General features: G+C 67.6%; 12 protein-coding genes. 5 read left to right on the forward strand and 7 right to left on the reverse strand.

Annotated features, from left to right (window positions below; all coding sequences use genetic code 11):
* Positions 1 to 72: 72 nt before the first annotated feature.
* Entirely contained in the window at positions 73 to 993 is a 921-nt protein-coding gene (cysK, locus tag ACV7NO_RS08930; protein WP_463405652.1) for a cysteine synthase A, read from the reverse strand.
* On the reverse strand, positions 990 to 2,270 hold the full coding sequence (locus ACV7NO_RS08935; protein WP_463405653.1) for an MFS transporter: 1,281 nt from the start codon (positions 2,268 to 2,270) through the stop codon (positions 990 to 992). Before ACV7NO_RS08935 ends, cysK begins: the two co-directional genes overlap by 4 nt.
* 251 nt (positions 2,271 to 2,521) lie before the next feature.
* On the opposite strand from ACV7NO_RS08935, the gene pdhA reads away from it, so the two are divergent.
* Together pdhA and ACV7NO_RS08945 are read left to right on the forward strand one after the other, a co-directional pair.
* Positions 2,522 to 3,568 carry a pyruvate dehydrogenase (acetyl-transferring) E1 component subunit alpha gene (gene pdhA / locus ACV7NO_RS08940; protein ID WP_463405654.1) on the forward strand — a complete coding sequence of 349 codons (1,047 nt, stop codon included), beginning with the start codon at positions 2,522 to 2,524 and terminating at the stop codon, positions 3,566 to 3,568.
* A 1-nt stretch (position 3,569) separates the two neighbouring features.
* A complete protein-coding gene (locus ACV7NO_RS08945) occupies positions 3,570 to 4,991 on the forward strand; it encodes a pyruvate dehydrogenase complex E1 component subunit beta (RefSeq protein ID WP_463405655.1) in 1,422 nt (473 codons plus the stop codon).
* A 117-nt stretch (positions 4,992 to 5,108) separates the two neighbouring features.
* On the opposite strand, the gene ACV7NO_RS08950 is transcribed toward ACV7NO_RS08945, so the two are convergent.
* The 3 genes from ACV7NO_RS08950 to ACV7NO_RS08960 are packed head-to-tail and all read right to left on the reverse strand — an operon-like array spanning position 5,109 to position 7,578.
* Positions 5,109 to 6,458 (reverse strand): pilus assembly protein TadG-related protein, encoded by a 1,350-nt coding sequence (locus ACV7NO_RS08950; RefSeq protein ID WP_463405656.1) that lies wholly within the window; start codon positions 6,456 to 6,458, stop codon positions 5,109 to 5,111.
* A gap of 29 nt (positions 6,459 to 6,487) precedes the next feature.
* Positions 6,488 to 7,048, reverse strand: coding sequence for a TadE/TadG family type IV pilus assembly protein (locus ACV7NO_RS08955; protein ID WP_463405657.1), 561 nt, complete (start codon positions 7,046 to 7,048; stop codon positions 6,488 to 6,490).
* Positions 7,045 to 7,578, reverse strand: coding sequence for a TadE/TadG family type IV pilus assembly protein (locus tag ACV7NO_RS08960; RefSeq protein ID WP_463405658.1), 534 nt, complete (start codon positions 7,576 to 7,578; stop codon positions 7,045 to 7,047). The genes ACV7NO_RS08955 and ACV7NO_RS08960 overlap by 4 nt, the downstream gene beginning before the upstream one ends.
* A 139-nt stretch (positions 7,579 to 7,717) precedes the next feature.
* Here ACV7NO_RS08960 and ACV7NO_RS08965 point away from each other — a divergent pair, with 139 nt between their 5' ends.
* Both ACV7NO_RS08965 and ACV7NO_RS08970 read left to right on the forward strand, forming a co-directional pair.
* Positions 7,718 to 8,398 (forward strand): squalene/phytoene synthase family protein, encoded by a 681-nt coding sequence (locus ACV7NO_RS08965; protein WP_463405659.1) that lies wholly within the window; start codon positions 7,718 to 7,720, stop codon positions 8,396 to 8,398.
* 80 nt (positions 8,399 to 8,478) lie between these two features.
* Entirely contained in the window at positions 8,479 to 8,940 is a 462-nt protein-coding gene (locus ACV7NO_RS08970; protein WP_463405660.1) for an EF-hand domain-containing protein, read from the forward strand.
* A 68-nt stretch (positions 8,941 to 9,008) separates the two neighbouring features.
* Here ACV7NO_RS08970 and trmFO read toward each other — a convergent pair whose 3' ends face one another.
* A complete protein-coding gene (trmFO, locus tag ACV7NO_RS08975; protein ID WP_463405661.1) occupies positions 9,009 to 10,319 on the reverse strand; it encodes a methylenetetrahydrofolate--tRNA-(uracil(54)-C(5))-methyltransferase (FADH(2)-oxidizing) TrmFO in 1,311 nt (436 codons plus the stop codon).
* A 59-nt stretch (positions 10,320 to 10,378) separates the two neighbouring features.
* On the opposite strand from trmFO, the gene ACV7NO_RS08980 reads away from it, so the two are divergent.
* Complete coding sequence (locus ACV7NO_RS08980; protein ID WP_463405662.1) at positions 10,379 to 10,810, forward strand: DUF488 domain-containing protein; 432 nt, start codon at positions 10,379 to 10,381, stop codon at positions 10,808 to 10,810.
* A gap of 117 nt (positions 10,811 to 10,927) precedes the next feature.
* Here ACV7NO_RS08980 and ACV7NO_RS08985 read toward each other — a convergent pair whose 3' ends face one another.
* Complete coding sequence (locus tag ACV7NO_RS08985) at positions 10,928 to 13,246, reverse strand: TonB-dependent siderophore receptor (RefSeq protein ID WP_463405663.1); 2,319 nt, start codon at positions 13,244 to 13,246, stop codon at positions 10,928 to 10,930.
* Positions 13,247 to 13,278: the final 32 nt, after the last annotated feature.

A 13,278-nucleotide genomic window follows, 5' to 3' on the forward strand; every position in this document is an offset into this window, starting at 1 on the left:
CCGCTATCGGCGGAACGTGGAAGGAAGCGGGACCCCCGCGTTCGCGGGGGTGACGGGGGGAATCGCCGGGTCTCAGCTCTCCGGCAGGAAATCCGGGACCGAGAGGTAGCGCTCGCCGGTGTCGTAGTTGAAGCCGAGGACGCGCGCGTCCTCGGGCAGGTCGGGCAGCTTCTGGAGGATCGCGGCGAGCGTCGCGCCCGACGAGATGCCGACGAGCATCCCCTCTTCGCACGCGGCGCGGCGCGCCATGTCCTTGGCGACCGCGGCATCGACCTCGATCACGCCGTCGAGCGCCTGGGTGTGAAGGTTGGCGGGGATGAAGCCCGCGCCGATGCCCTGGATCGGGTGCGGCCCGGCCTGGCCGCCCGCGATGACGGGGGAGGCGGCGGGCTCGACCGCATAGACCTTGAGGTTCGGCCATGCCTTCTTGAGCGTCTCCGCGACGCCGGTGATGTGGCCGCCGGTGCCGACGCCGGTGATGAGCACGTCGATCGGCGTGTCGGCGAAGTCCGCGAGGATCTCCTGCGAGGTGGTACGGACATGGACGTCGATGTTGGCGGGGTTCTCGAACTGCTGCGGCATCCAGCTGTTCGGGGTCTGCTCGACCAGTTCGAGCGCGCGTTCGATCGCGCCCTTCATGCCCTTCTCGCGCGGGGTCAGGTCGAAGGTGGCGCCATAGGCCAGCATCAGGCGGCGACGCTCGAGCGACATCGATTCGGGCATGACGAGGATGAGCGTGTAGCCCTTGACCGCGGCCACCATCGCGAGGCCTACGCCGGTGTTGCCCGAGGTGGGCTCGATGATCGTGCCGCCGGGCTTGAGTTCGCCCGAGGCCTCCGCCGCCTCGATCATCGCGAGCGCGATCCGGTCCTTGATCGAGCCGCCGGGGTTCGAGCGCTCGGACTTGATCCACACTTCGCTGTCGGGGAACAGCTTGCTCACGCGGATGTGCGGGGTGTTGCCGATCGTGTCGAGGATGGTGTTGGCCTTCATGGCTGTGCCACTCCGTGTTCGGGTTCAGTCTTGAGGATTTCGGGCGGGTCGAACGTCTTTGCAAGCCGCAGTTCGGGGAACAGCCGCGCCCATAGCAGCGTGATCGCGATCGCGCCGACCCCGCCGAAGACGACCGCGCCGACCGGACCAAGCAGCGAGGCCATCAGCCCGCTCTCCGCCTCGCCGAGTTCGTTCGAGGCGGAAATGGTGAGCTGCGAGACGGCCGAGACGCGGCCGCGCATCGAATCGGGGGTGTGGAGCTGGATCAGCGACTGGCGGACATAGACCGACACCATGTCCGCCCCGCCCGCGACGATCAGCGCCGCGAGGCTGAGCCAGAAGTTCGTCGAGACGCCGAACGTCAGGATCGCGAGGCCGAAGATCACGACCGCGACCAGCATCTTCTCGCCCACGCGCGTCGTCATCGGGCGGACCGAGAACCAGACCGCGGTAACCGCGGCGCCGATCCCCATACCGGCCGCCAGGAAGCCGAGCCCGCTGGCGCCGACATGGAGGATGTCGCGCGCGTAGATCGGCAGCAGCGCGGTCGCGCCCGCCAGCAGCACCGCGAACAGATCGAGCGTGATCGTCGCCAGCACCAGCCGGTTGTCGCGGACATAGGCGAACCCTTCGAGGATGCGCGCGAGCGGGCGGTGATCGGTCTGCGCCGGCGGCTGCGGCACCGGGCCGATCAGGAAGATCGTGACGAGCGCGAGCGCGAACAGCGCGGAGATGGTGGCGTAGGCGACGTCCGGGTGGATCGCGTAGAGCAGCCCGCCGACGCTGGGACCTGCGATCGTGCCGACCTGCCACGCGATCGACGACACCGCGATCGCGGTCGGCAGGCTCTCGCGGGGGACGAGGTTGGGGGCGAGCGCGGAATAGGCGGGGCCGGCGAAGGCGCGCGCGATGCCGATGAAGACCGCCGCGACATAAAGGATCGGCAAGGTCAGCGCGCCCTGCCACGTCAGCACGCCGAGCGTCGCGGCGACGAGGACGAGCAGCGCGGTGGTGGCCCGGACGATCCAGCGCCGGTCGAAACTGTCCGCGATCAGCCCGGTGACGGGGGTGAGCAGGAACAGCGGCACGAACTGCGCCGCGCCCATCATGCCGAGCAGGAACGCCGATTCGCGGATGTCCATCGTCTGGCGCGCGAGCCCGTAGACCTGCCATCCGAGGATGATCGCCAGCGCGCTGGTCGCGATCGTGCCGGTGAGGCGCGAGAGCCAGTAGGCGCGGAAGTTCGGGATGCGGAAGGGATGCGGGGCGGTGGCCATGTCGGATGTGGCTTAGGCGGGGATGCGTCGGGGAGCATCTGTTTTTTGCGTGGCGTCACCCCAGCGGAGGCCGGGGGCTGGCGGGGCCGGGTTTGCGCTTCGTTGTGGAGCGACCCCAGCTTTCGCTGGGGTGACGGGATTATTCGCCGGGGTGACGGGCATGTGTCCCGCGGATTTGGCGCGCGGCGATTGCACGGGCCGGCATTCCCGGACTATAGGCGCGCTCTCCCTTACGAAAACCGAGGTTTCTCGTGGCAAAAGCCCCCGTTCGCGACAGTGCAGAACCCCCCATTCCCAATCGCGAGCGCCCGGGCGAACCGCAACCGTACCAGGCGTCGAAGGACGAGCTGCTGGCCTTCTACAAGGACATGCTGCTGATCCGCCGCTTCGAGGAGAAGGCCGGGCAGCTGTATGGCCTGGGCTTCATCGGCGGCTTCTGCCACCTGTATATCGGGCAGGAAGCCGTCGCGGTGGGCCTCCAGTCCGCGCTCGACAACGAGAAGGACTCGGTCATCACCGGGTATCGCGACCATGGCCACATGCTCGCCTATGGCATCGATCCCAAGGTCATCATGGCCGAGCTGACGGGGCGTGCCGCGGGCATCTCCAAGGGCAAGGGCGGGTCGATGCACATGTTCTCGACCGAGCATAAATTTTATGGCGGGCACGGCATCGTCGGCGCGCAGGTGTCGCTGGGCGCGGGGCTGGCGTTTAAGCACAAGTACAGCGGCGATGGCGGCGTGACGCTCGCCTATTTCGGTGACGGCGCGGCGAACCAGGGCCAGGTGTACGAAGCGTTCAACATGGCCGAGCTGTGGAAGCTGCCGATCATCTTCGTGATCGAGAACAACCAGTATGCGATGGGCACCAGCGTGAACCGCGCCTCCGCCGAGGACCAGCTGTATCGCCGCGGCGAGAGCTTCCGCATCCCAGGCATCCAGGTCGACGGGATGGACGTGCTCGCGTCGCGCGGCGCGGCCGAGACCGCGCTGGAATGGGTGCGCGCGGGCAAGGGGCCGGTCATCCTCGAGATGAAGACCTATCGCTATCGCGGGCATTCGATGTCCGATCCGGCCAAGTATCGCAGCCGCGACGAGGTCCAGTCGGTCCGCGACAAGTCGGACCCGATCGACCACGTGAAAAAGCTGCTCGACGCGGCCGGCGTGAAGGAAGACGAGCTGAAGACGATCGAGGCGGAGATCCGCAAGGTGGTGAACGCCGCGGCCGACTTCGCCGAGAGCACACCCGAACCGGAGCCCGGCGAATTGTATACCGACATTCTGGTGGAGACGTACTGAGATGGCGATCGACATCAAGATGCCGGCGCTTTCGCCCACGATGGAAGAGGGCACGCTGGCCAAGTGGCTGGTCAAGGAAGGCGATACCGTCAAGTCCGGCGACATCATGGCCGAGATCGAGACCGACAAGGCGACGATGGAGTTCGAGGCGGTCGACGAGGGCACCGTGGGCAAGATCCTGGTGGCCGAGGGCACGGACAACGTGAAGGTCGGCACCGTCATCATGCAGCTGCTGGAGGAGGGCGAGGACGCCTCGTCGGTCGCCGCGCCGAAGGATGACACGCCCGCGCCCGAGGCGAAGGCGGACGCAACGAAGGACAACGCGGTCGAGGACTCCGCGCATCCGGCGCAGGAGAAGGTCGAGACCGGCGCGCGCCAGATGTTCGAGGCGGCGGAGCACAAGGCCGAGGTGAGCGACCCCGCGATCCCGGCGGGCACCGAGATGGTCAAGACGACGGTCCGCGAGGCGCTGCGCGACGCGATGGCCGAGGAGATGCGCGCCGACGACCGCGTGTTCGTGATGGGCGAGGAAGTCGCGCAGTATCAGGGCGCGTACAAGGTGACGCAGGGTCTGCTCGACGAGTTCGGCGAGAAGCGCGTGATCGACACGCCGATCACCGAATATGGCTTCGCGGGCATCGGCACGGGCGCGGCGATGGGCGGGCTGAAGCCGATCGTCGAGTTCATGACGTTCAACTTCGCGATGCAGGCGATCGACCACATCATCAATTCGGCCGCCAAGACCAATTACATGTCGGGCGGGCAGATGCGGTGCCCGATCGTGTTCCGCGGACCGAACGGCGCGGCGTCGCGCGTGGGTGCGCAGCATTCGCAGAACTACGCGCCGTGGTATGCGAGCGTCCCCGGCCTGATCGTGATCGCGCCCTATGACGCGGCGGATGCCAAGGGTCTGCTCAAGGCCGCGATCCGTAGCGAGGATCCGGTGGTGTTCCTCGAGAACGAGCTGCTCTACGGGCGCTCGTTCGAGGTGCCCAAGCTCGACGACTGGGTGCTGCCGATCGGCAAGGCGCGCGTCATGCGCGAGGGCAAGGACGTGACGCTGGTCAGCTATTCGATCGGCGTGGGGCTCAGCCTCGAGGCCGCGGACAAGCTGGCGGCAGAGGGGATCGAGGCGGAGGTGATCGACCTGCGCACGCTGCGCCCGCTCGACACCGCGACGGTGCTGAAGTCGCTGGCCAAGACCAACCGGATCGTGGTGGTCGAGGAAGGCTGGCCGACCTGCTCGATCGCGTCTGAGATCGCCGCGGTGGTGATGGAAGAGGCGTTCGACGATCTCGATGCGCCGGTGCTGCGCGTGACGAACGAGGACGTGCCGCTGCCCTATGCGGCGAACCTGGAGAAGCTGGCGCTGATCTCGTCGGACAAGATCGTCGCGACGGTGAAGAAGGTGACCTACCGGTGACGACCACCACCGGTTAAGGCTAGGGCGGTTAAGGCTAGGGCGCAAGGCTCGGACGCTGAAGGCTTGGGGGGCGGCGCCGTTGGTGCCGTCCCCGCTTCCTGATCGGCCAGGGGGCGTTTACTGGGTCACGCGTGCGTTCTGGACCGTGGCGTCGAACAGCTTCTTCATCGCGTCCGAGATGCTCTGGTCGGTCGACACCTCGAAGAACAGCCCCGGGGTCGCGCAGCTTTGGAGCGGTGGGCTGATCTGTGGCAGTCGCCAGAGGACGTTGTCGATCGACCAGCCGTCATAGTTGATCGATTCGGGCTGGTACGTGGTGTACAGTACCGCGATACGGAAGCCGCGCGCCTTGAGGGCGGTGCACTGATCGGCGGAGAACGGCCCAATCACCCGGCCGCTGCCGACCGTCTCGTCCTGAAGACCGTCCGTGACCATCACGATCACGCCCTGGGGCGTGTCACCTGGCAGTTTCGAGCCGTTGCCGGGACCCGGCTTGGGCAGTTGCGGTTCCAGGTTCGACCAGGCGTAGGCTGGCTCCGTCTGGCGATCATAGTTCGCAGAATGCATCGCGACCGCGACCGTCTCCGCGGTCGCCGCCTGCGCCTTGGCCGTATCGAGATTCGCGGTCAGCGGGGCGATGTTCTTGAAGTTGGTCTTCTTGTCGAAGGTCGACACGGAGAAGCGATAGGTGTTGTTCGCCGACGCCATCGTCAGCTTCGCACGATCGATCATGTCGACGATCGCATGCTTGCCCGCATCGATCCGCAATTCCACCCCGTTGAGATGCGCGAGCGTGTAGTAGTCGATCATATTACCGGACGAGTCGCGGACGTTGGGGTTGTCGGGATTGGACTGATGACACGCGAACGCGCACCCGTTGGGGTTCCAGATATAGTCGGTGCGCACCGTGCGCGCTTTCAGGAAGTTGATGCCGGCGCTGGTCGTCGGCAATGCCATCGACGACGAACTGTCGAGCAGCACGAAATAATCGATGTTGGTCGCCGCGGTCGCCTTGCTCTGCGCGATCCCGCCGATCTCGATCGCGGTCAGCCCGAGCACGGCGGCGAACGAGTTCTGCGACTTGGCGGACCACGTCACCTTGGAGACGCGACTGTAGGAGGACGTCGTGGTGAGGCGCGTCGTCGCGCAACTTGTGACGCTGGCATTGTCCGTCACCGCGATCGCGAGCTGTGCGGTGTCCGCGACATTCATGACGAGGCCGGGGATGTTGGTGACCTGGTTGACGAACATCCGCCGCGCCGCGGCGCAGCCGGCGTTGCTGGTATCATTCATCATCGGCGTCGTGACCGCGGCGAGCGACGCGGCGTCGGCGATCGCGTTGATTTTCGTCTGCAGGCGCGCGGCGCGGGAATAGTCGATCACCATTCCCGTCGCGAACGTGAGCGGGACGAGCGCGAACGCCATGATCATCATCACGTTGCCGCGCGTGTCGGCCAGGAGGGGCACGCGCCGCCCCCCGGCGTGGCGGCACGGGTTCAGCAGGCGTCGCATAGGACCGAGTTGCTCTTTCTTGGGCTCATCAGGATGACGTCCTTCATGTTGAAGGCGCCGAGGACCGACGTCGCGACCCGTGGCTGGTACGGGTAGACCGTCTCCGCGACGATAAGCGACGTGCCGTTCTGCTTGATCGAGGCGGGCAGGGTATAGGCCGATCCCTCGACCAGCGCCGACACGTTGCGCCCGCGGCTCCAGCTGACGGTGGTGACGCCGCTGGAATTGGTCGTCACCTGCGACACCAACAGCTTCGCGCCCGTCGCAGAATAGGGATACATGACCTGGGTCGACGCATCGAGGATCTGATCGATGTCCCCCGGCGTGATGACGTCGTATTGCGAGGCGACGTCGGCGATCATGCGCGTCGTGGTGGTGACCTTGCGATAGGCGAAGACCGCGTCGCTGATCTGATACCCGCCGACGAACAGCGTGACGAGGATCGGCAGCGCGAACGCCATCTCGATCAGCGCGACGCCGCGGCTGTCGTCGCGAAGGCGGCGTGCGGTCGTCGCGATCGCGCGGAGGTGTGCCGGGATCGTCACGAATAGGATTCCGTCCGGAAGACCGAGGTGGCGTTGAGGATGCGGACGCCGCCCGACATCGTCGACAGGTCGAATCCGAGCGGCCCCTTGTCGACGTTCCAGACATACAGGACGCGCGCGACCGTGATCTCGCCCGCGGCGGCCGGGCTGTATGTACCGGCGGAGGTCGGGTTGCCGCTGGAGTCGAGCGTCAGAGAAGGGGCGGCCGTGCTGGCGTCCGCGAACGATCCGGCCCGGCGCACGTCGACGACGACCTTGCTGCACTTCATGAACATCGGCAGCTTCGAACAGACGAGCGTCTTGAATTGGCCCTGCGACATGCCGGCCTGCTGGACCTGTCCCGTCATCAACTGACGGACCGCCTTTTCCGTCGCGGTCTCCAGCGCCTGCTGCGCGAAGAACGTCGTGGTGATTTGAAGGATCGCGAGCAGCAGACCGAGGAACACCGGCGCGACGATCGCGAACTCGATCGCGGTCGCCCCTGCGCGATCGCGCAGGAGGCGGATCGGGAACGATCGGGAAGTCGGCATGCGCATAGGGGCGTGTATCTCCGTCGGCGCGCGATATAGATGGAGCGTTAAATTTGCGTATAGCGCGCGCTGCGGCGCTACCCCGGAAAGGGGGGCGGATCGACATCGACGAGCATGAAACGAGAAGATCATCGACGCCATGGACGCTCCCCTTTCGATCGCGGTGGACGATGCTCGTGCAGCGGAGCGCGCGCTGATCCTGGACTATGCGGCCAGGGAGGCGCGCGGCGCGGTGGGGGCGCTGTTCGCGCTCGACGCGCGGCTCGGCGCGATCGTAGCGGCTGCGCGCGAACCGCTGATCGGGCAGATGCGGCTGACGTGGTGGCACGATGCGCTCGTCCGGCTCGACGATGCGACGGCGCCTGCGGAGCCGGTGTTGCAGGCGCTGGCGGCGGTGGTGCTTCCGAAGGGGGTGGCGGGCACGCGATTGGCGACGGTCGTCGATGGCTGGCAGGTGCTGCTCGCGGCCGAGACGCTCGATGACGCCGCGCGTGCGGACTATGCCGAGGCGCGGGGTGCGGCGCTGTTCGCGGCGGCGGGGCAGGTGCTGGACGCGGGGGCGGACGACCCGGTCGGCGAGGCCGGGCGGGGCTGGGCACTGGCGGACCTGTCACGCCGGGTTCGCGATTCCGGCGAGCGGCAGGCGGCGGCGGAGGATGCGCTGCGCGCGCTCGACCGGGCACGTGCGGCGCGCTGGAGCGCGCGCGGGCGGATGCTGGGGGCGACGGCGCTGGCGGCCCGGATGGACCTGTGCGGCCGGCCGCCGGGGTCGCCCTGGCGGGTTGCGCGGCTGGCGTGGCACCGGGTGAGCGGGCGATAGCGTCCGGCCTTGCCAATGCGGATCGGCGGGTTAGCATCGGCATCGATCTGGCGGGAATCGATCTGGCGGGAGCAGGGGCGATGTGGCGGTATCTGGCGGGTGGCGTGGCGGCGTTGCTGATGGTCGCGGCGGGGCTGGCTTTGTTCAACGGTCGCGCGCGCAGCGATCCCGCCCTCCCGCCGCAACCGGTGGCGGCAGCCGGGCAGGCGTCCGCCGACGCGCCGCTGCCCGACAGCGTGCCCGAGGCGAGCGAGAAGACGCGCGAGGAAAAGCGGTTCTCGCGATACGACAAGGACAAGGACGGCAGAATCGCGCGCGAGGAGTATCTGGCGGCGCGGCGCAAGGCCTATGCGAAGCTCGATGCGAACCATGACGGCGTGCTGTCGTTCGACGAGTGGGCGGTGAAGACCACCGCGAAGTTCGCAGCGGCCGACGTCGACAAGTCTGGCGCGATGTCGCCGGCGGAGTTCGTGTCGACGAAGCCCAAGCGCAGCGCGAAGCCGCGCTGCGTATGCCCGGCGGTGAAGGCGGAGGAGGATTAGGGGGCGTTCGGACGAAGTCCCCTATTCGCCCCTGCACCCGTTCGTCATTGGACTTGCGATCCGGCGGGCTACGCCGCCATCCATTCCGCCAGCGCGGCGCGGGCGCGGTCCGTGTACATGCGCTTGCGATCGGCCTTCTTCGTGCGGCCGGGGATCGGGGGGAAGAGTCCGAAATTGACGTTCATCGGCTGATAGGTTTCCGCGACCGCGGCGCCGGTGATGTGGGTGAGCAAAGCGCCCAGCGCGGTTTCGGGCGGCGGCGGGGCAAGCGTGGCGCCAGCGAGCTCCGCAGCGGCGAAGCGGCCCGCCATCAGCCCGATCGCGGCGCTTTCGATATAGCCCTCGCACCCGGTGATCTGCCCGGCGAAGCGGACGTTCGGGCGCGACTTCAGCCGTAGCGTCGGGTCGAGCAGTTCGGGCGACCGGAGGAAGGTGTTGCGGTGAAGCCCGCCGAGCCGCGCGAACTCGGCGTTCTCGAGGCCGGGGATGGTGCGGAACAGGCGGATCTGCTCCGCATGCTTGAGCTTCGTCTGGAAGCCGACGATGTTCCACAGCGTGCCGGTCGCGTTGTCCTGCCGCAGCTGGACGACGGCATGGGGCCAGCGGCCGGTGCGCGGATCGTCGAGCCCGACGGGCTTCATCGGGCCGAAGCGCAGCGTCTCCGGCCCGCGCTCCGCCATCACCTCGACGGGCATGCAGCCCTCGAAATATGGGACGTTCTCCCATTCGCGGAACTCGGTCTTCTCGCCCGCGACGAGGCCGGCGACGAAGGTTTCGTACTGCTCGCGGTTCATCGCACAGTTGATGTAATCCTTGCCCTCGCCCTTGTCCCACCGGCTCTGGAACCAGGCCTGCTCCATGTCGATCGAGTCGCGGTGGACGATCGGGGCGATCGCGTCGAAGAAGGCGAGCGCGTCCTTGCCCGTCTCGCCCGCGATCGCCTCCGACAGCGACGGCGCGGTGAGCGGGCCGGTGGCGACGATCGCGGGGCCTTCGGGGAGCGTGTCGACGCGCTCGCGGACGATCGTGATGTTGGGATGCGCCTCGAGCGCAGCGGTGACTCCGGCGGAGAAGCCGTCGCGATCGACCGCGAGCGCGGACCCGGCGGGGACCTTGTGGATGTCGCCCTCGCGCATGATGAGCGAGCCGAGCGTGCGCATCTCCTGGTGGATCAGCCCGACCGCGTTCGAGGTGGCGTCGTCGGAGCGGAAGCTGTTCGAACAGACGAGTTCGGCGAGGCCGTCGGTATGATGCGCTGGGGTCGTATCTCCGCTGCCGCGCATTTCGGAGAGGCGGACGCGGTGGCCCGCCTCGGCGAGCTGCCATGCGGCCTCGGAGCCGGCGAGCCCGCCGCCGACGATGTGGATGTCGTGGGTCATGGGCGTGCGATAGCCCGGTACGGTTGGCAAGTCAGCGGGTGATCGCCATCTCGGCCGGCATGACGATATTCACGATCGGGTATGAGGGCGTGACGATGGCGGAGTTCCTTGCCGCGCTGACGGGTGCAGGGGTGCGGCGGGTGATCGACGTGCGCGCGCTTCCGCTGTCGCGGCGGCCGGGGTTTTCGAAATCGACGCTCGCCGCTTCGCTGGCGGAGGCGGGAATCGGCTATGTCCACCTGAAGGCGCTGGGGACGCCCAAGCGCGGGCGCGATGCGGCGAAGAAGGGCGACGTCGCGACGCTGACCGCGGTTTACGAAGAGCAGCTCGAGCTGCCCGAGGCACAGGCGCAGGCGGCGGTGATGCTGGGGCTGGCGGCGGAGATGCCGAGCGCGCTGCTGTGCTACGAGCGCGACCCGCGGCATTGCCACCGCACGCTGCTGCTGGAGGCGGTGGGCGCGGGGGCGGAGGTGGTGGATCTGGTGGCTTGAACGCTCCGTTTCCCCGTTCGTGCTGAGCTTGTCGAAGCACTGCCCTTTTTTGTCCACGAATGCGCAGAAGAAGGGCGGTGCTTCGACAAGCTCAGCACGAACGGAGAGATAGAGGGGTCAGAACGCCATCCGCAGCGTTCCCACCACGGTGCGCGAGGCGCCGAAATAGCAGCTGTTGTTGAAGAAACAGCTGGCGATGTGGCGCTTGTCGAACAGGTTCTGCGCGTTGACCGCGAGTGTCAGCCCCTGCGCGATGGGGGTGAGCTTGCCGAGATCGTAGCCGATGAGCGCGTCGAACAGGACGAAGCCGGGGGACTGGAAGCGGGTCACCACCGTCTGGTTCGCCGCGATCGTCTGCGCGGTGCCGTCCGACTTGCCGACATAGCGGACGCCGCCGCCGATGCTGAACCCGGAGGCGGGGCCGGTCGCCGAGGTCCTGGCGAGATCGTAGGACAGGAAGGCCGACGCGCTCCAGGTCGGGACGCCGAGCGGCTTCGTGCCGGTGACGCCGCTCAGCTGGCCGAGTGCGCCGACGACGACGGGGGTGCCCTGCGTCACCAGCGGATCGGTATAGGTGCCCGCGACGACGACATCGAGACCGGGCGCGATCGAACCGCGGCCGTCGAGTTCGATGCCGCGGATCGCGACCTCGCCGACCTGGATCTGCGAGCCCGCGGGGATCGTGCCGGTGCCCGAGGCGGGATCGGCGACAGGCACGTTCTGGCGACGCAGATCGAACACGGAGAGGTTGAACAGCGCCTTGGTGCCCGGCGGCTGGAACTTGACGCCCGCCTCGTACTGGCGGCCGGTGACCGGCACGAACGGGACGCCCGCGCCGCCCAGCGTGAAGCCCGATTGCGGCTCGAAGCTCTCCGAATAGCTGGCGAAGGGGGCGAGACCGACCTTCGTCTCGTAGAGCGCGCCGAGGCGGGTGGTGAACGCGGTCTGGCTGAAGCGCGTCACCGCCGCGGTCGAGCCTACGGGCAGGGTGCGGTTGCGCGAGGTCTGGTCGTACCAGTCCCACCGCCCGCTCGCGATCAGCTGGAGATCGCCGATCGCGACCTGATCCTGAAGGTAGACGCCGACCTGGTCGATCTTGCGGAACGCGCGCGTCTGGGTGAGCGGGAAACTGGGAACGCCGGCGCCGTAGACCGGGGCGAACAGGTTCAGGTCCGGGATGCTCGTCGCCGGATTGCTCGTCTGGCCGGTGTTGAACTGCTGGTCGTTCAGCCCCTGATTGTGGAGATAGTCGAGGCCGGCGAGGACGGTGTGGCGCAGCGGGCCGGTCACGAATTTCGCCTGCGCATGGTTGTCGATCGTGATCGTCGTGAACGCCTCGTCCGCGCCGCCGCCGCCGCGGATGATGCGGCGGAAATCGGTCTGGCGTGCGGCGCCGGTGCCGGTCGTCGCGAAGGCGCTGAGGTAGATCTGGCGATAGTTCAGGTCGATGTCGAGCAGCCGCGCGCTCGACGAGAAGGACAGCGTGTCGCTGAAATCGTGGCGGAACAGCGCGGTGACCGATTTCTGCGTGCGGTCGAACTGCTCATAGGCGGGTTCGGACACGTTGAGGTCGATCGGGAACTGCCCGTTCGGGTTGGGCAGCGCCGAGCCGTAGACGGGGACGCCGCTGTACGACGCCGCCTCGGGATCGCGCTGATAGTTGAGGATCAGCGTCAGGCTGGTGCGGTCGTCGGGCGCGAACGTCAGCATCGGGCGGACATAGTAACGCTTGTTGAAAGTGCGGGCGATGAAACCGTCCGACTCCTCCGCGCCCGCGACGACGCGGAAGCGCCAGCGATCGTCGGTATCGAGCGAGGTGTTGAGATCGACGACCGAGCGGACGAGGCCGTAATTGCCCGCCGCCATCTCGATCTTTCCGCCGGTGCCCGCGTAAGGCAGCTTGCTCGTCAGATTGACCAGCCCGCCGGGCGCCGCATTGCCGTAGAGGACCGAGGCGGGACCCTTGATGACGTCGACCGACTCGACGAAGTGGAAGTCGATCTGCGCGCTTGCGTAGACGCCGCCCTGGAGCCGCATGCCGTCCATGAAGAAGGCGGGGGTGAACCCGCGGATGAAGAGCTGGTCGTAGCGGGTCGCGACGTTGCCGCGCTGGTTGGGCGCGATGCCCGCGACATAGCCAAGCGCCTGGTTGATCGACAGCGCGTTGCGACGCGTCAGCTCCTCCTGGTCGATGACGGTGATCGTCTGCGGGGTCTCGATCAGCGGGGTGTCGGTCTTGGTGCCCGACTTGCCCGAGCGCTTCTCGCGCTCGCCGGTGATGACGATGTCCTCCGCACGCTGGGGCTCGTCGGTCGTCGTGGCGGCGGGAGCGGCATCGGCGACGGGCGCGGCGAGTGCGGGGGTGGCGAGGCCGCTGATGGCGGTGGCGAGCCAGATGGTCCGCAGCGTCCGTACCCGCGTCGAAATGGCGCGCATGATCGAGTCCCTTTGCTATTGATAACAATTCG

The sequence above is a fragment of the Sphingomonas sp. Ell38C01 genome, assembly GCF_055231975.1.